Raw genomic sequence first — 19602 nt, forward strand, 5'->3', positions numbered from 1 at the left:
ATTGCACTGTACCTTTGGTTAATAAAACTTATAACAATAAGAAGCTTTAAATGCCTTTACAAGAAACAAGCCCCCAAACTGTTTTCGAACTCATTTCAGGATTAGAGATCCACGTTCAGTTAAATACAAATACGAAAATATTTTCTACTGATAGTGCATCTTTTGGGGCTTTACCTAATCAAAATATATCTACGGTTTCGTTGGCACTGCCCGGAGCCTTACCTAAATTAAACAAAGAAGTGGTAGCCAAAGCTATCCGTATTGGTTTAGCTTTAAATTGTACCATTAACCAGATCAATCATTTCGACAGGAAAAACTATTTCTACGCTGATTTGCCAAAAGGGTATCAGATTACTCAGGATAATCAACCAATCTGTGTAAATGGCTTTTTAGAACTTCAATTGGCTGATGGTTCTAAGAAGAAAGTTGGAATCAATCGCATCCACCTCGAAGAAGACGCTGGAAAAAGCATTCATGATCAGGACGATAACTATTCGTTGGTTGATTTGAACCGTGCAGGTGTGCCATTAATCGAGATTGTAACCGAACCAGATATTCGCAGTTCGGAAGAAGCTTCGGTATTGCTGAGCGAAATCAGGAAACTGGTAAGGCATTTAAATGTAAGTGACGGCAATATGGAAGAAGGCAGTTTACGTTGCGATGCCAATATTTCTATACGCCAGCAAGGCACTACCGAATTTGGAACCCGCTGCGAAGTAAAAAACCTAAACTCGATGCGTAACGTACGTAGGGCAATGGATTTCGAATTTGGCCGCCAGGTAGAAGTGATTAGCAATGGTGGAAGGATTATTCAGAGTACCTTGAATTTTGATGCTGATAAAGGAACTACTTCTCCAATGCGTACCAAAGAAGAAGCCAATGATTACCGTTATTTTTCTGATCCTGATTTACAACCCATTCATATTTCAGATGGTTGGTTGGCAGAAATCAAATCATTGATGCCTGCTTTGCCAAATGAAATTTCGGAGCAAATGATTGCCGATTTTGGAATCAGCAAGGCAGATGCAGCATTATTTGCAGAGGATTTAGATCTTCTGGTTTATTTTAATACAGCCAAACCGGTTGTAAACAATAAAAAAAGCCTGATCAATTGGCTAATCGGTCCAATAAGGGCTGTTTTAAATGAAAAAGGGATTGGCATTGCCGGGTTTAAAGTAAAACCTGAACAGTTGGCCGAGGCAATTAATTTGGTTGATGATAAAAAAATCACCCAGCAGATTGCCATTCAACAATTGTTTCCAGCTATTGAATCAGAGGAAAATGCAAACGTGACCCATTTAGCGCAATCATTAAACTTACTTATTTCTGAAAATGGAGACGAATTAAGTGGTTTTATTGATGAAGTGTTAAATAAATACCCTCAACAGGTAGAAGCGTACAAGAAAGGTAAAAAGGGCGTTTTAGGTTTGTTTGTTGGTGAGGTAATGAAACTAGCCAAAGGAAAAGCCGATGCTAAAAAAATAAATGAATTAATACTTGAAAAACTGAAATAATGAGACTAAAACAATTGAGCCTGATCATGCTGATCGCGATTGCCTTCACTGCATGTAAATCTAAAGATAGCTTTACGATTGACGGAACTTTCCAAAATCCGGGTAAGGAGAAGAAAGTATTTTTATACGGCATGCAAAATAGCAATATGGTTGCAATCGATTCAACTAATTTATCAGAAAAAGGTGAATTTAAATTCATCCGTAAAACTCCATCGGTTGATTTCTTTAGGGTATCGGTAGGTAACCATGAGTTTATGTTAATTGCAAAAAATGGCGATGAAATTAAATTAGAGGCTGATTTGGCTGATAAAACCATGGCGTATAAAATTTCAGGAGCGAATGAGGTAGAAAAATTATCAGAACTGAATGCCATTAGAAATAATTTCGCGAAACAGGTAGAAAAATTGCAGGCCGATTTTGAAGCAAAAGTGGCAACACAACCTCAAAACAGGGCCGCTGTGTTAGAATCGATGAAACCTCAGTACGAATCTTATATCAACCAACTGAATACACAGATTATTAAATTTGCTAAAGACAATAAAGGTACGTTAGCCAGTTTCTATGCCATGAATACTTTAAGTCCACAAGAATTTGAAGGAGAACTGGTGAAATTTGCAGATGAAGTTAAAGAAGAAATTAAAGGTAATGCTACGGTTGATGCTTTTGTAAAACAGATGGCGCTTTTAAAAGCGGTTCAGGTGGGGCAGGTTGCTCCGGCATTTACCATTAATACAGCAGAAAATAAACCGGTAAGTTTATCAGATTATAAAGGGAAATACGTACTGATCGATTTTTGGGCATCATGGTGCCAGCCTTGCCGCCAGGAGAATCCGAACGTAGTTAAAGTTTACAATAAATATAAAAATAAGAACTTTGATATTATTGGCATTTCGTTAGATACTGATAAGGCTGCATGGTTAGGAGCAGTAAAAGCAGATGGATTAACCTGGACACATGTATCAGAATTAAAAGACTTTAACGGCGAAACGGTAAAAAAATATCAGGTACAAGCCATCCCAACTTCTTATCTGGTTGATCCTGCTGGAAAAATAGTAGCTAAAAACTTGCGTGGCGACGAACTGGAAGGGTTTTTAGCTAAAACGTTACGTTAAAAAAAATTCCATGTTAAACTAATTTAAGTAATTAACAATTTCTTAACTTATACTTAACTAAATATTGCATCATAGACACTACTTTCGTAACAAATATTTAACTATGAACAACGCAGGTCAGAAAATATTAATTGTTGATGATGAACCAGATATTCTGGAGCTTATTGAATATAATCTTAAAAAAGAAGGTTATCAGGTTTTCACAGCTACCAATGGCCAGGAAGGAATTACTGTTGCGAAAAAGGTACATCCGGATTTGATTATCCTGGATATTATGATGCCTAAAATGGATGGGATTGAGGCTTGCCGTTTAATGCGTGCAATACCCGAGTTTAAGAATACATTTATGGTTTTCTTAACCGCCAGAAGTGAAGAGTATTCAGAAATTGCAGGTTTTAATGTAGGTGCTGATGATTATATCGCAAAACCAATTAAACCACGTGCTTTAGTTAGCCGTATAAATGCTATTTTAAGAAGAAATACTGGTACGGAAGAAGTATCTGAAAACAAATTGGAAATTGGCGATTTAGTAATCGACCGTGAAGCTTATTTGGTTTTTCAAGGCGGCAACAAAGTGGTACTGGCTAAAAAAGAATTTGAGCTTTTGTACTTACTGGCGTCAAAACCAGGAAAAGTATATACACGCGAATCGATCCTAAAAAATATCTGGGAAGATTCAGTAGTGGTAACCAATAGGACCATTGACGTGCACATCCGTAAATTAAGAGAAAAATTAGGTGAAACTTATGTATCAACCGTAAAAGGAGTAGGTTATAAGTTTGAGCTTTCTTAAATTATAAAAGCTAAAGGTATTAAGCCGTTCTGATCAAACATCGGGGCGGCTTTTTTTGTTTTTCATTTCGACTGCTGTAGAAAAATTTGATGATTCAGATTTCTCCATTTCGCTGCGCTTCAGTCGAAAGGATGATTACCCACGCTGGCAAGATGAATAAATTAAGGGCAACGTCGACTGTAAGAAAAAATAAAATCGTACTTTTGCGCTTCATTAATTACAGCACAGTTTGAAATTTCCAAATTTTAAAGACCTTATTCTTTTCGAAGACAACGATTTTATTGTGATCAATAAACCTCCATTTTTAGCCTCACTCGATGAACGAGGAGGATCTGGAGAGACCAATGTGTTACGTCTGGCTAAACAATACAGCGATGATGCACAGGTTTGTCACCGTTTGGATAAAGAAACCTCTGGTGCTTTAATTATTGCTAAAAACCCTGAAGCTTACCGCCATGCTTCCATGCAATTTGAAAGAAGAAAAGTGAATAAAACCTATCATGCGGTAGTAGATGGACACGTAATTTTTGACCAGCTTACAGTTGATCTGCCCATTTTGAACGATGGCAATAAAAATGTAACCATTGATAGGGCAGAAGGCAAAAGAGCAGAGACTATTTTCGACTCGTTAAAATATTATAAACACTATACTTTGGTGGAATGTAAGCCAATAACAGGCCGTATGCATCAAATCCGTATTCACCTGGCTACGCAAAGGGCTGCTATTGTGGGGGATGATATGTATAAAGGTAAACCGGTTTTTCTTTCTTCAATTAAAAGGGGTTATAAATTAACCAAGGGTGAAGAGGAGCAACCCATTATGAAACGTTTTGCTTTGCATGCCCGCCATTTGGTTTTTAAGGGACTTAACGATCAGGATATTGTGATTGATGCGCCATACCCTAAAGATTTTGCAACATTAATTAAATTATTGGACAAATTTGATGCATAAAAGAGGCCTTTAAATTGGCTTCTCTCTTTGTTTTTGTTACTTTTGGGCATCGCCCTCTATTTAAAAAACAATAGAATGTACATCAGATTTGTAAATTACCTTGATAAGATTAACCAGTACCGGAAATCTAAAATATCAAACCGTAATTTCTTAGTTATCCTTGCCGTAATTGTTGGGATTTTGGCCGGATTGGCTGCCGCTGCTTTAAAAAGTTTAACCCACCACATCGAAGAATTTCTTCAGTCTGATTGGCATTGGAAATACAAATACTATCTGTATTTTATTTTTCCGATGATCGGCATTTTCTTAACGGTACTGTACATCAAATACTTTATCCGTAAAACGAAGTTCGAAACGGGTTTAACCCCTTTACTTTATGCCATTTCAAAAAAATCGAGTAAGGTAGAAGCACACAATATTTATTCGCAGATTATAACCGCAGCGGTTACGGTTGGTTTTGGTGGATCGACAGGTTTGGAAGCACCCATTGTAACCAGCGGTTCAGCCATTGGCTCCAATCTTGGCCGTGTATTGGGTTTATCGTACCGCGAAATTACAATGCTGGTGGCTTGTGGGGCTGCAGCTGGTATTGCAGGAGCATTTAATAGCCCGGTAGCGGGAATTGTTTTTGCCATCGAAATTCTATTGCCTGAATTTACCATCCCTGCATTTATTCCGCTTCTGTTGTCAGCTGCAACTGCAGCGGTAGTGGCAAGATTATTCTATACCCAACAGCTTTTCTTTTTGGTTACAGAAGGATGGAAGGTTAATGCTTTATTTTACTATGTCATACTGGCTTGTTTTATTGGTTTGTTCTCCATCTATTTTACCAAAGCAAATTATGCAGTAAAAGGATTATTCTATAAAATAAAACATCCTTATACCAAAGTGATTGTTGGTGGTTTGATGTTGGGAGCTTTGGTGTTTCTATTTCCAACACTATATGGTGAAGGATACATTACCATAAAAGGGTTATTAAAAGGCGATTATAATACCGTAATTAACAACAGTATTTTTGCCGATTATAATACCATTCCGGCTATAGTAGTGTTGTTTTCTTTGGTAACCATTTTCATGAAGTCCATAGCGACTTTGGTTACTTTAGGTGCTGGTGGTAATGGAGGTACATTTGCACCCAGTTTAATTATGGGTGGTTTAATCGGGTTTATATTTGCTTACGTGGTGAACCTGTCAGGAATAGCACAGCTTAACGTTTCTAATTTTATTGTGGCTGGTATGGCTGCTGCTTTGGGCTCCATTATGCATGCGCCTTTAACAGGTATTTTTCTGATCGCTGAAATTACGGGAGGGTATATTTTAATGGTGCCATTGATGATTACCACTGCAATTTCTTACGCCATTAACCGCAGCTCGCAAAAACACTCTATTTACACGAAAGCACTAGCCGATAAAGGAGAACTATTATCTCACGAGGATAAGGATACCACTGTTTTAAACCAGATGAAACTGAAATACCTGATCGAGAAAAGTTATCCTCAGTTAAAGATGAATGATCTGATTTCCGTTAAAATGAATGAAATTTTGCAATCGCATAAAAATATCTGTGCGGTTACCGATGAACTGGGTGATTTTAAGGGGATTATTTATATTGAAGAGTTATTTAATGAGATGATCAACCATCCTGATAAAGGAAATTTAATGGCTTCTCATTTGGTTCAGTCTGCACCGAATACCATTAAAGAAAATGATGAACTTAAAATGGTACTAGAAAAAATGGAACAGGATAATGTATGGATTTTACCGGTGTTAACCGCACAGAATCAATATTTAGGTTTTGTTTCTAAAGCAGCTATCTTTAATAAATACAGGGCATTGCTGATGAGGCAAAATGATTATATGGGATAACCCCTAAATCCTATGATATCGCCATTTCGACCGTAGTGGAGAAATCTATTAGCAAATAATTTAATAGATCTCTCCATTTCGCTAAGCTTCAGTCGAGATGACGATTTGTAAATTAGTTCAACTTATTCCGCTCTCTTTAAACCGAACTTTTCAATTTTACTATATAAGTGACTTCTTTGGATATCTATTTCATCAGCTGTTTTTGATACATTCCAGTTGTTTTTTTCCAACTTGAATTTGATGAATTCGCGTTCCGCATAATCTTTGTAATCCTGAAAATTATTAAACGAATCGAAAGAAGAAGCCAGGTTAGATCCGCCAGCACCTGCAATCTGTGTACTGGTTGCGGCGCCAATGTTCGTACCACCGCCTGGATTAGCAAAGGCACGTACATCATTTTCTGTAATAACCTTATCGCTTAAAATAATCAAACGCTCAATCATATTGTGTAACTCACGTACGTTACCTGTCCATGGTAAACCCTGTAAAGCCGCCATGCCACCTTCATTTATCTTCTTAACCGGCATTCCATAATCACTACAAATGCTTTCTAAAAAGTTTTGGGCAATAACAGGGATGTCATCAGTACGCTCTGTTAAATGCGGAACATGGATATTGATTACATTTAAACGGTGATACAAATCCATACGGAAATTACCATCTTCAATTTCTTTTAATAAATCTTTATTGGTTGCTGCTAAAACACGAACGTTTACTTCAATTTCCTTTTCACCACCCACCCGCGAAATTTTATGCTCTTGCAAAGCACGTAGAACTTTTGCCTGGGCAGAGAGGCTCATGTCACCAATCTCATCCAAAAATAAAGTTCCGCTGTTGGCCAGTTCAAATTTACCGATACGTTGTTTAACAGCAGAGGTAAAAGAACCTTTTTCGTGACCAAACAATTCACTTTCAATTAGTTCTGAGGGAATAGCAGCGCAGTTTACTTCAATTAAAGGACTATCTGCCCGGTTTGATTTCTCGTGTAACCAACGCGCTACCAGTTCTTTACCGCTACCATTTGCACCGGTAATTAATACACGGGCCTCGGTAGGAGCAACACGCTCAATGGTTTCCTTAATTTTAGAAATACTTTCAGATTCACCTAAAATCTCGCGGGTTTTACTTGCTTTACGCTTTAAAACCTTGGTTTCAGTAACTAAATTTCCACGGTCTAAACCATTACGTACAGTGATCAGTAAACGGTTTAAATCAGGTGGTTTAGAAATAAAATCGAAAGCTCCTTTTTTGCTGGCTTCGATGGCCGTTTCAACGGTTCCATGTCCAGATATCATAATAAAAGGCAAGTCTGGCTTGATAAGCTGTGCCTGTTCGAGCACTTCCATACCATCCATCTTATTCATCTTGATATCGCAAAGAACCAGATCGAAATTTCCTTTTTTGATCATTTCGAGGCCGTCGATACCGTTATCGATATCTTCAACATCGTAATTTTCATATTCCAGAATTTCGCGTAAGGTACTCCTTATCGCACGCTCATCGTCAATTATTAATAATTTAGCCATTAGAGATGTATTCTTTAATTTTTGAAATGCGAATATATTATTTTTTAATTAATGTATAGTTTTTTATACAATTTATACGCAATAAACTTGATAAGGCTTAAACATTTAATCTCAATAGGAATAATTGAGTTTAAATTTGCTCAGATCTGGTTGGTGCAATTTCTTGCGGTTTAATTCCACTTCATAAATGCTTTTGCCTATATTTTTCATAAAGGGGAAACAGACGGTATCGTATTCATATTTGTTATCGTTAAAAATTCCATCTTCGTTACTTTGAACAACCGCAGTTAGAAAATATTCAATTCTGTTTTTAAAATCAACAAAATAAGAGTTGTCGATAATGTAGCCATAGCTATCGCCATATTTATTAAAAATCCGGATGTTTGGATCTGGTGTTACCTGCGCTCTTCCATAATATAGCATTTTAGCATAAGTAGGCCAGAATTCTTCAGGATTGTATTTAGGATAATCGCTCTCTGTTGGATATTTGCTCATATAGGTGTAGATTAGCTTATAGTCTTCAGGAGTAAGTTTAAATCTATCTTTAGCAGGAAATGCTTCAGGAAAGATCAGTTTCCGCATCAGTTTTTGCTGATCGTTGATGGCAAAGGCATTTTTTCCTGCTAAACTAAATGGTTTATTAACCAGTTTATCGGCACTGTCTAAATAGCCTTTACCCATTACCAGATTGGTCAATTTCAATTCATATTCTTTTGGATCGTACTGTGCAGGTTGATCATACACTAATTTATCGCCATTATAAAACTTAATGGGATTGCTGTGCCTGGCCGATTCTCCTGTATCGCCAATGGCCAATCGGTTTAAAATATGACTATTATTTAACCCGTTAGCTTTTAGTTTTTCATTAATTTCTGCTCTTCCAACAAATTCAAACAAGCGGTTAAAAGCATCATTATCACTGGTGAGCAAAATCTTTTTAATATAATGCGCTATTGATGGAAGTTTATTTTTAGCACTCGTATCTGTTAAAACCTTTGTTTGATCTTTAAATGCACTATCAGTAATCATTGTACTATAAGGCGTCAAGCCGGTACTTTTCAAAAGGTTCACTTTTTCAAGAGCAAAAATGACTGCAGCAAGCTTAACTGTGCTGGCTGGGTAAAAGTAATGGTGAGGATCTAAATTATAACTAAAGGCTTTAAAAGAGGGTTTATTCTTTGCATCGCGGTTAACCTGGGTATAAAGAACCTGAATCTGGTTTTTACCTGGATGATTAAGTACAGCTGAAAAAAGTGCAGGCTTGCTTTCCATTAGCTTTTTTAGAAAAAGAGTATCGGTTTTTTGTGCCATAACAGATAAGCTTATCAATGAAAATGCAATAATTAAAATCCTTTTCATGGGTGGAAATTTGATTCCTAATTTAGCTTTTTCTGTTAGAAAGACTGTCTTCCATTCATGCATTTTACATATTGGTTAATTTTGTTACTTTTGCAGCGCTTTTGGTTTCCGGTTTTACACCCGGAATTAAAAGGGAATACAGTGTAAATCTGTAACTGTCCCGCAGCTGTAAGCTCCTTAACGAATTTCCAATCAATTTGCCACTGTTCCGACACGTCGGAATGGGAAGGCCGGAAAACCGGGAGTAAGTCAGAAGACCTGCCTTAGCATTATATTTCATAGCTTTCGGGGATTGAAGCTAAGGAGTGATGTACTTACGTATTCGTATTTTCATTTCTTTTCTATCTGTTGGCTGTGGGTTAAACTCACAATCAAAATGACACAAAAACATTCTGCCTATGCGGGCAAAATGCAGTTTTTTCTATTTTCTTCCATTTTATGGACAGGATTTTTATTGCCTTTAAATACCTGGGCACAAAATGACAGTACCAAAAAAGCAACTCAGCTGAAAGAGGTTCAGATCAGGGAGTACCGTTTAACTGAGCAAAGCAAATCACCAACACCGCTTCAGATCTTATCGGGCGAAGATCTGAAAAGAATCAATAGTTTATCAGTAGCTGATGCCATCCGTTACTTTTCGGGTGTACAATTGAAAGATTACGGTGGAATAGGTGGTTTAAAAACGGTAAATGTTCGAAGCTTAGGCACCAACCATACAGCAGTTTTTTTAGACGGCATCCAGATTGGCAATGCACAGAACGGGCAAGTAGATTTAGGGAAATTCTCGCTCAGCAATCTCGAAGAAATTGCTTTATACAGCGGGCAAAAACCTGAATTGCTTATTCCAGCTAAGGGTTATGCTTCGGCTAGTAGTATTTATTTAAAAACCAAAGAACCTGATTTCGAAGGAAACCAGCGACAACAAGTTGAGCTGGGTTTAAAAAGCGGATCGTTTGGATTAATCAATCCTTCTTTAATTTATCGCAATAAAATTAACGAGAATTTAATTGCCAGTATCAATACCGAATATATACATGCCGATGGGAAATATAAATTCAGGTATACCAATGGCGTTTTTGATACCACTGCGGTAAGAAATAATGGTGATGTAGAACGTTTCCGTTTACAGGCCGCATTGTTTGGCAAATTTAGAAACGGAAAATGGCATGCCCAAGCTTATTCATTTTTATCAGATAGGGGATTACCAGGAGCTATTGTGGCCAACAGATTCGATTTTACGCAAAGAATCTGGGACCGCGATTTCTTTATCCAGGGGAGCATAGAGAAAAACCTATCCGATAAATTCAGCATAATTGTAAATGGAAAATGCGCTTATGTTTATCAGCGTTATTTAGATCCTGATTATGTAACCACCACTGGCTTTTTAGATAACCGCTTTAAAGAGCAGGAAGCTTACTTATCTGTATCGGGAAAATATAAAATCAGTTCGGTTTGGGAGGTGGCTTATGCATCTGATTATACCTTTCAGACTTTGGATGCCAATATTTATCGTTTTCCTTACCCAAGCAGGAATACTTTTTTAAATGTGTTAAGTTCATCTTTAACACTAGAACAGCTCACTATCCAGGCAAATGTATTGAGCACCACTGTAATTGATCATGTAAAGTTATATTCTTCAGCGGGTAACAAGCAGGTTTTTAGTCCAACGGTAATGCTTTCGTGGAAGTTTTTAAAGGATCGGGACATCAGGGTCAGGGCATTTTATAAAGACATTTTCAGGATGCCTACTTTTAATGATCTGTATTATACTTTTATTGGTAATACGCTTTTAAAGCCTGAATACACTAAACAGTATGATGTTGGTATAACCTATTTCAAAAACTTCAAAAATCAGCAATTAAAGTTTATTGATATCCAGTCTGATGTTTATTTCAACCGGGTAAAAGATAAAATTGTGGCACAACCAGGTGCAAACCTGTACCGCTGGATTATGTACAATATCGGTTTGGTCGATATTCATGGTTTGGAAATCAATGCCAAAACCGCATTTGAGCCTTTTACCAATCTACTGGTTAATGTTGGACTGAATTACACTTATCAAAAAGCAGTCGATGTGACTTCAAAACAGGAGGAAAATTATAAGGATCAGATTCCTTATATCCCCGAAAACAGTGGTTCATTTTTAGCACGCCTGGATTACCAAAACTGGCATGCAAACTATGGCTTTATATACACAGGTTTCCGTTATAACCAAAAGGCAAACAACATTTATAATTACATGGAGCCCTGGTACACCCATGATGCAGCCATTGGTTATGAGTTTAAGCTAAAAAAAGGAAGTATCAATATCAACTGCGAAGTAAATAACCTGCTTAACCAATACTACGACCTAATCCCAAATTTCCCAATGCCGGGTAGAAATTACAGGCTAACGCTAAATTATAAATTATGAGGCCTTTAAAATCTAAGATATATATATTGGTTTTATTGTTGGGTATTTGCGCCTGTAGAAAAGATCCCCAGCCTTTGCCTTCGGAAATTAGCAAGGTAGAACCAGATCCAACTTCTGCCATTAAAGGTTTTTACCTGGTTAACGAAGGTAATATGAACATGAACAAGGCCTCTTTAGATTATATGGACCTGGTAAATGGCATTTATACCCGCAACTTATATAATGAGGTAAACCCAGATGTAACCAAAGGTTTGGGCGATGTGGGAAATGATATTGGACGTTATGGTAGCAAGCTTTATGTAGTGGTTAATGTATCGAATAAAGTTGAGGTGCTGAATGTGAAAACGGGAAAGAAAATCGGACAAATCAATATCACCAATTGCCGTTATATCACTTTCAATAACGGCAAAGCTTATGTAAGTGCTTATTTAGGTAAAGTTGGCGATCCGAAGGCACCGAATGGAATTGTGGCCGAGATAGATACCGCAGCACTCAGCATAAACCGTAATGTTGAAGTTGGCAGACAGCCAGAAGAAATGGCCATTATTGGTAGTAAATTGTATGTAGCCAATTCTGGTGGTTATAGTCCGCCGAATTATGAGCATACCGTATCGGTAATCGATCTACCTAGTCTTAAAGAAATTAAACGCATTGAAGTTGCCATTAACCTGCATCGTATAAAAGCTGATCGTTATGGGGACTTGTATGTGACCTCACGTGGTGATTATTATACCATCCCTTCAAAGCTTTTTGTAATTGATACCCAAACCGACCAAATTAAAAAGGTATTCAATATTGCCGCTGGTAATCTGGTTATCGATGATGATTACGCTTATATCTATAGTACAGAATGGAACTATATAGCGGGTAAAAATAACATTAGCTATAACATGATCAACATAAAGGACGAAACGATAATGGACCGAAAATTCATTACGGATGGTACTGAAAAGAACATTAAAATCCCTTACGGAATTGCGGTTAACCCTACCAGTAAAGATGTATATGTAACCGACGCTAAAGATTATGTTACGCCCGGAAAATTACACTGTTACAGCCCGGAAGGCCGCCTGAAATGGTCGGTTACTACTGGCGATATCCCAGCCCACATTGCATTTATAAATTAAATATATACCATGAGCAAATTTTACAAAAAACACATTTTAATTATCCTCGCCGCAACGGCCGTGTCTATTTCTGCCTGTAAAAAAGATAGAACAGAGATACTGGAAAAAAAACAGATCATTACAGAAACCAAAGGCATTTATATGCTTTGCGAAGGATTGATGGGGAATAATAACAGTGCCATTTCTTATTATGATGTAGCAACCCAAACTGCAGTTGCCGACTATTACAAACAGGTAAATGGCGTATCGCTAGGAGAAACCGCAAACGATTTAGAGCAATATGGCAGCAAAATGTATTGCGTTGTAGCAGGTATTCAGGGTACAAAACAATCGTTTTTGGATATTATTGATATTAAAACCTGTAAATCACTAAAAAGAATTCCATTCAATTCGACCACTGATGGTTATATCCCAAGGTTTGTAGCTTTCTATAAAGATAAAGCTTACGTTTCGAGATATGATGGAAAAGTGAGCCGTATCGATACCGCATCGATGGCTGTTGATGGTGAAATTACCTTATCGGAAGGACTTGAACAACTGGCAGTAGCTAATGGCAAGTTATATGTGTGCAATTCTTCACATCCTTATTATCAGAACGGAGCAAAAAACAAGGTATCAGTAATCGATTTAGCAACCTTTACCAAAACGAAAGATATTGCCGTAAACAATAATCCAGTAAGGATACAAGCGGCCGATAATGGCGATTTGTTCGTGGTATGCTGGAATGACTATATCATTAATAACAATCCATCATTGGATAGGATCAGCAGCGCTACGGATACCAAAATTGCATCTTACAATTATGATCTGGGTGCTATTGCCATCAATGGATCAACAGCTTATCTATCTAAAGATATTTACAACAGTCCTGATATTAAAGCCTTTAATACCACTAGTGGCGCCTTAGGTGCAAGTTTAATTACTGATGGGCAGGTTATTAATACCATTTATGGAATCACCATTAATCCATTCAGCAAAGAGGTTGTGGTTGCCGATGCCAATAACTACAACAACAGCGAGGGTCTTACTTATTGCTTTGGGACGGATGGAAAAGTAAAGTTCAGCTTTAAAACTGCAGGTTTGCCGCAACATGCCGTATTCAATTACAATTATAAATACGAATAATAAAAGCATCCAAAAAATAAATAATCAATAACACATGAAAAAAACTTATCTAATAGTAATGCTCGGTATTGCAACCCTGATCTACAGTTGTAAAAAAGACATTGAAGTTGCACCAGATGTTAACCTCACCATTAAAGGAGAAACAATGACATCAAAAGTAAATACCAAAATCACTTTTGCTGCCGGAACTAACAATGGCATTGAGTTTAATCACCAATGGAAGTTGGATGGTAAAGTGGTAAGTAATGTCTATAATTACGATTTTACGCCAACTAAAGCCGGCACTTATGTTATTGAGTATACCGCAAGTAATAACACTGGATCGTTTGCTCACAAATACACAGTAACTGTTCCGGTTCCGGTGGTAGAAATTACACCGAATAGCACCAAATATATCACTGCTGTTTTCGAATACCTCCCAGCACCTGGCCAGTTTATTAATGAGAATTTGGGTAGCCTGGCTGGCGCACAAAAAATTATTGGTGATGTAAACAAAACCGGTCTCATCAGCTTAGGAGGCTTTGGTGGTTATGTTATTTTTGGCTTCGATCATTCTGTAGTGAATAATGCAGGCGCAGATCTGGCTGTTTACGGTAATCCGATCGGAGGTACAACGCCATGGGCTGAGCCGGGGATTGTAATGGTAAGCCAGGATGTAAACGGTAACGGAAAACCTGATGATGAATGGTATGAACTGGCTGGTAGCGAATACAACAACCCATTAACCATTAAAAATTATGAAATCACTTATACCAATCCAAAAGGTTTTACCAACGTTAACTGGACGGATAACCAGGGCAACAGCGGTACTTATGATGTAAACAACTTCCACAAGCATAATTTCTACCCTGAATTTGCGCCTGATCAGGAAAAACTAACTTTAAAAGGAACCTTATTATCCTCTACATGGGGTAAAAACGGAAGTATTTTCATTAACAGTGCATTTGCGTGGGGTTATACAGACAGCTGGTCTATTGATGATGATTATGCCACTAAAAGATATAACAGCTTTGATTTAGATTGGGCAGTTGATAAAAATGGAAAGAAAATCGCTCTAAATACCATCGATTTCGTGAAAGTATACACCGGACAAAGGGAAAAAGGAAATACACTTTTGGGCGAAATATCAACCGAGGTTAAAGGTGCTATGGATTTAGGTATAAAATAGTATCGATCAAAACAGGATTAATGCAATCTTAATTCAATTCAAGAAAATGGCCAAAGAATCGTAGGACAACAGTTTGAAGGGCAAAGATTAAATTCTTAGCGATATCAACTTCTGTCTTCCGACATCTGCCCCGGACTTTAAAAAATGAAAACAAAATCTATTATCAGCTTAATGCTTTTATCAACTGTACTTTTCTCATGTAAAAAGGAAAGTGCAGTTGAAAAAGATGGAACGGGAGAAAAGCCTGTTGCTAATCAATCTCCTTATTTAAACAAAATATACGAATTCAAACAAGCTCCCGGGCAGTTTACCAACGATCTGGTTAAAACGGACATATTGATCGGTAGCGCTGGCAATGGTCTGGTTTCACTTGGCGCTTATGGTGGTTTTATCGTATTTGGTTTCGATCACAGTGTGACTAATGCAGCCGGTGCCGATCTCGGTATTTATGGCAACCCCCTTATTGGTATGGATATGGAATTCTCGGAGTCCGGCATCGTGTGCGTAATGCAGGATCTAAACAAAAATGGTTTGCCTGATGATATTTGGTATGAACTTGCCGGAAGTGAATACAATGCCTCAACGACCATAAAAAATTATAAAATCACCTATTACAAACCCTCAAAAGTAACGGATGATGTACGCTGGACGGATAATCAGGGTAAAGAAGGCTTTGTGCTGAGAAACCAGTTTCATGCGCAGGATTATTTCCCTTCATGGGCAACTACAAACGAAATTTCTTTCACCGGAACGTTACTTAAAAACACATTGAACCCTGGAGAAATCATCACCAATAAACCTTTCGCATTTGGCTATTCTGATAATGGATCGAGTGAGTACATCGCTTTGCAGGAATCGCTGGGGAGGGGATATAACACCTTCGATATTGATTGGGCAGTAGATGCAGCCGGAAAAAAAGTAAATCTCACTGCTATCGATTTTGTAAAGGTTTACACGGGACAGAATAGCAACGGAAACCCATTCAGTCCGGATAATGATAATGAGCGGTCGCGCTATTTAGGCGAAATCTCAACAGAATTTGGCGGAGCTGTTGATCTTAAACTTTTAAAAAAATAAATAACACAATATATTATAATGAAACAATTGAACTTAAAACAGCTTCTGATAGGGGCATTAGTTTTAACTACCGGCTTATACGCTTGTAAAAAGGACAGTATAGAAAACCTGCAGATAGATCCGGTTGTAGGTAAATACGAAAATGGCTTTTTTGTAATTGGGGAAGGTTCTTATGGCCAAAATTCGGGCGCAGTGAGTTTTTACCGTTATGGTGATGATACCCTTAATATCAGGGCTTATGAAAAAGAAAATCCAGGTAAAATACTATCAAATGCTGCCAAAACCAGTACGTTGCAGTTTGCTTCGGTTATTAACGGAAGTATTTATTTAATGTGCAAGGTAAATGGCCCGATTGTAAAAATAAACGAATACACCTTAAAAGAAGAAGCAAGATATGTACAGGAAGCCAGCAACTGGAGAAGTATTATACAGGTTGATGGAAACAGGGGATTGGTGAGTGCAAACGATGGTGTTTACCAGATTGATCTGAACACATTAGCCGTACAAAATAAACTGACTTCAGTTGGTGCAGTGAATACCGGCGACATGTGGAAAAAAGGCGATTACATTTACCTGTTGCAGAGCAATGGTGCCAAAATTGTATCCGCTAATAATTATTCACTAATTAAAAGTTTCTCCGGTATTAACAGAGGTTTTGCTCAAACACCTAATGGAAAAATTTGGGCATCTACGGGTAGCAGGTTAATTGCCATTGATAATAACTTAGATACAGCAGGTATAGCATTACCTGTGTCAATAGGAACATTTGGATTGGATGCACCGACCCGCATTACCTCATCAACAAAAGAAAATGCCGTTTTCTATCACTCAGGAAAGGCAATTTATAAATACATTGATGGTGATAAAACGTCGCTATCGCAGCCATTTATTAATATAAGCGAAGATCCTTTTATGGTTTACGGAGCCATCCGTTACGATAAAAACAGAGATTATATCGTAGTAAACGGAATTCAAAATTATGGGGCAGCTGCTACCGTAAACTACTTATTGATTTATAATGCATCTACAGGTGCATTGGTTAAAAGAATTAAATACGGTGGTGATGGCGTTACTACCGATTTTACAAAGATATTTTTTAATGATTTAGCAATCTTTCATTAAAATTATTACGCCTCAAATGTTAAAGGTCTGCAAATCATTGCAGGCCTTTTTTATGAAGCTTGATTTTATACTATAAGCCCTCATTTATAAACCTGGTAGTAGCTGTAGCCTCCGGTTTCCCCGGAGCTATAGCGAATAACGGGAATGCCGTTTCCGAAGCATCACTGAAAATGCTTTTCAAAGGAAAATTTTAATTCTAAATAGTCTGCACCACTATTTCATAAAGATAAGAGCAACCTAATAGACATATTAAACTGCTTTTGGCTCTCCGCTCTTTTTACTACCTTTGCGCTGCTTTTGGTTTCCGGCTTACAACCGGGATTAAAAGGGAATACAGTGTAAATCTGTAACTGTCCCGCAGCTGTAAGCTCTGTAACGTTTTTCAATTCTTAAGTCACTGCCCAATTAACTACTGAGCGGGAAGACGGAAAAAACGGGAGTAAGTCAGAAGACCTGCCTTTAGCGTTTAATTTCATAGCTTTCGGGGATTGAAGCTAGGATTGAGATATTAACGTTGTTCGTATTTTCATTTCCTTTTCTAATCTGTTGGCTGTGGGCAAATCCACAATCAAATGAACAAAAAAAGAATGCTAACTGTAGCCAGTTTAGGGCTAGCGCAGTTAATGATTGGCCAGGTGGCTAATGCTCAAACTCAAGACAGTTTGCAGCTAAAAGATGTTGTAATTTCTGCAACAAAAAACGATCAGAAACAATCCCAGACCGGAAAAGTGGTCACTATCATCAGTCGCGAAATATTGGATCGCAGTAACGGCAAATCTTTACCCGATTTATTAACTGAACAGGCTGGTATCATCATCAGCGGAGGAAACAGCAACCAGGGAAAAGATAAAAGTATCTTTTTCAGGGGATCGGGCAGTGGTTACACCCTGGTATTAATAGATGGTATTGTACAGAATGATCCTTCAAGCATTAGCGGAACCTTCGATTTACGTCTGTTCTCAATTGACCAGATCGATCATATCGAGATTTTAAAAGGTGGTCAGTCTACCATTTATGGATCTGATGCCGTTGCAGGCGTAATCAATATCGTAACTAAAAAGGGTGGCCCTAAAGGAAATACCATTTACGGCGTGGCCAGTGCAGGAAGTTTTGAAACTTATAAAGGAACGATCGGTTTAAATGGTGGTGTAGAAGGTTTTTCTTACAACATCAATTACACGCATTTCAAAACTGATGGTATTTCGGAAGCAGTTGCGCCAGTTGGAAGTGCAGCCATGTTTGATAAAGACGGTTTTAAAACAGATGGTTTAAATGCCAATTTCGGGATTAAACTCGACAAACATTTCTCCGTTAATCCTTTTCTGCGTTATTTCTATGGCGATTATAAAATAGATGAAGGTGCGTTTGCCGATGGCTTGCCAACCAATAATTCTATTTTAAAGCAGTTTAGTGCAGGCTTTAACTCTGAATATAAATTCAATACCGGTAAAATAACACTAAATTATAGCCACGAGAGCAATTCGAATGATGTAAAGTCTAGTTATGCAGGTTTTCCAAGTAATTTTTTAAACTTCGGAAGGCTTAATGTAGTTGATTTATTCTATAACCAGAAACTGGGTAGTAAATTAGATTTATTGGTAGGTATCGACAACAGAAAAATGAAATTGGTTACTGATACCAAAAACCCAACAACCAATATCTTCGCCGCTTATGGATCTTTGTTTTTACATGATTTAAGCATTTTTAACCTGGAAGTAGGCGGACGTTACAATAAACATGACCAATATGGCGAAAACTATACCTACTCAGTTACCCCAAGCATTAACATCATTAAAGAAGTAAAATTATTTGGAACAGTATCTACTGCATTCAAAGTGCCTACACTGAATATGCTGTTTGGTCAATATGGTGCCAATCTTGATCTGAAACCAGAAAAATCTCAAAATTATGAGGCTGGTGTAAACTTAAATATCGATGAAGAAGCATTTACTTTGCGCATTACAGGTTTTAAACGCGATTTAACTGATGCTATCGTTTACACCACTGGTTATATTAATCAGGGTAACCAAAAGTATAAAGGTTTTGAGGTTGAGCCAGCGGCAAAATTTAGCGTTTTCAATATTAATGGTTACTATGCTTTCGTTGAAGGAAATACAGGAACAACTAAATTTTTAATCCGTAGACCAAAACACACCTTCGGCATTAATGCAGGTGCACAGGCAACCAGCAACCTATATGCAAGTGTCAACTTCCGTTATTTTGGCAAACGTTTCGATACCAATTTTATATCTTATTTAGATGAAGAGATGCCATCATATAGCCTGTTAAATGCATATGTAGAATATGCCCTTGCTAAAAAACACGTGAAAGTATTTTTTGATGCCAAAAATATACTGAACAAAAAATATACTGAAATTATTGGCTACAATACACCGGGCTTTAACTTTAATACAGGTGTAAGTTTTAATATCCGCTAATAAAAATTTA

General features: G+C 37.5%; 14 protein-coding genes and 2 riboswitches. Of the genes, 12 read left to right on the top strand and 2 right to left on the bottom strand.

Annotated elements, in window-relative coordinates:
• Positions 1-50 precede the first annotated feature (50 nt).
• The 5 genes from gatB to IM793_RS09130 all read left to right on the top strand — a co-directional run bounded on the left by gatB (position 51) and on the right by IM793_RS09130 (position 6237).
• Complete coding sequence (gatB, locus tag IM793_RS09110; protein WP_193420687.1) at positions 51-1514, top strand: Asp-tRNA(Asn)/Glu-tRNA(Gln) amidotransferase subunit GatB; 1464 nt, start codon at positions 51-53, stop codon at positions 1512-1514.
• Entirely contained in the window at positions 1514-2626 is a 1113-nt protein-coding gene (locus tag IM793_RS09115) for a TlpA disulfide reductase family protein (protein ID WP_193420688.1), read from the top strand. Before gatB ends, IM793_RS09115 begins: the two co-directional genes overlap by 1 nt.
• A gap of 103 nt (positions 2627-2729) precedes the next feature.
• Positions 2730-3419: a response regulator transcription factor gene (locus tag IM793_RS09120; protein WP_029274338.1), complete on the top strand. Its 690-nt coding sequence runs from the start codon at positions 2730-2732 to the stop codon at positions 3417-3419.
• Between the two features lie 229 nt (positions 3420-3648).
• Positions 3649-4371, top strand: a complete 723-nt coding sequence (locus IM793_RS09125; protein ID WP_121284806.1) for an RluA family pseudouridine synthase — start codon at positions 3649-3651, stop codon at positions 4369-4371.
• Positions 4372-4446: 75 nt separating this feature from the next.
• The gene (locus tag IM793_RS09130; protein WP_193420689.1) at positions 4447-6237 is read left to right on the top strand and encodes a chloride channel protein; all 1791 of its coding nucleotides are present in this window, start codon (positions 4447-4449) and stop codon (positions 6235-6237) included.
• A gap of 122 nt (positions 6238-6359) precedes the next feature.
• On the opposite strand, the gene IM793_RS09135 is transcribed toward IM793_RS09130, so the two are convergent.
• Both IM793_RS09135 and IM793_RS09140 read right to left on the bottom strand, forming a co-directional pair.
• A complete protein-coding gene (locus tag IM793_RS09135; protein ID WP_193420690.1) occupies positions 6360-7763 on the bottom strand; it encodes a sigma-54 dependent transcriptional regulator in 1404 nt (467 codons plus the stop codon).
• A 111-nt stretch (positions 7764-7874) separates the two neighbouring features.
• A complete protein-coding gene (locus tag IM793_RS09140; RefSeq protein ID WP_193420691.1) occupies positions 7875-9122 on the bottom strand; it encodes a serine hydrolase in 1248 nt (415 codons plus the stop codon).
• A gap of 85 nt (positions 9123-9207) precedes the next feature.
• Positions 9208-9403: riboswitch (cobalamin riboswitch) on the top strand.
• A gap of 95 nt (positions 9404-9498) precedes the next feature.
• On the opposite strand from IM793_RS09140, the gene IM793_RS09145 reads away from it, so the two are divergent.
• From IM793_RS09145 to IM793_RS09175, 7 genes are all read left to right on the top strand, one after another.
• Entirely contained in the window at positions 9499-11535 is a 2037-nt protein-coding gene (locus tag IM793_RS09145) for a TonB-dependent siderophore receptor (RefSeq protein ID WP_193420692.1), read from the top strand.
• Entirely contained in the window at positions 11532-12662 is a 1131-nt protein-coding gene (locus IM793_RS09150; protein ID WP_132397662.1) for a YncE family protein, read from the top strand. The genes IM793_RS09145 and IM793_RS09150 overlap by 4 nt, the downstream gene beginning before the upstream one ends.
• Before the next feature lie 9 nt (positions 12663-12671).
• A complete protein-coding gene (locus tag IM793_RS09155) occupies positions 12672-13787 on the top strand; it encodes a YncE family protein (RefSeq protein ID WP_193420693.1) in 1116 nt (371 codons plus the stop codon).
• Between the two features lie 34 nt (positions 13788-13821).
• The gene (locus IM793_RS09160; protein WP_193420694.1) at positions 13822-14955 is read left to right on the top strand and encodes a PKD-like domain-containing protein; all 1134 of its coding nucleotides are present in this window, start codon (positions 13822-13824) and stop codon (positions 14953-14955) included.
• A gap of 144 nt (positions 14956-15099) precedes the next feature.
• Positions 15100-16032 carry a PKD domain-containing protein gene (locus tag IM793_RS09165; RefSeq protein WP_193420695.1) on the top strand — a complete coding sequence of 311 codons (933 nt, stop codon included), beginning with the start codon at positions 15100-15102 and terminating at the stop codon, positions 16030-16032.
• Positions 16033-16050: 18 nt separating this feature from the next.
• Positions 16051-17154, top strand: coding sequence for a DUF5074 domain-containing protein (locus IM793_RS09170; protein WP_132397670.1), 1104 nt, complete (start codon positions 16051-16053; stop codon positions 17152-17154).
• A 281-nt stretch (positions 17155-17435) separates the two neighbouring features.
• Positions 17436-17630: riboswitch (cobalamin riboswitch) on the top strand.
• A 96-nt stretch (positions 17631-17726) separates the two neighbouring features.
• Positions 17727-19592 (top strand): TonB-dependent siderophore receptor, encoded by a 1866-nt coding sequence (locus IM793_RS09175; RefSeq protein ID WP_193420696.1) that lies wholly within the window; start codon positions 17727-17729, stop codon positions 19590-19592.
• Positions 19593-19602: the final 10 nt, after the last annotated feature.

It is taken from the genome of Pedobacter sp. MR2016-19, assembly GCF_014947265.1.
GTDB lineage: Bacteria > Bacteroidota > Bacteroidia > Sphingobacteriales > Sphingobacteriaceae > Pedobacter.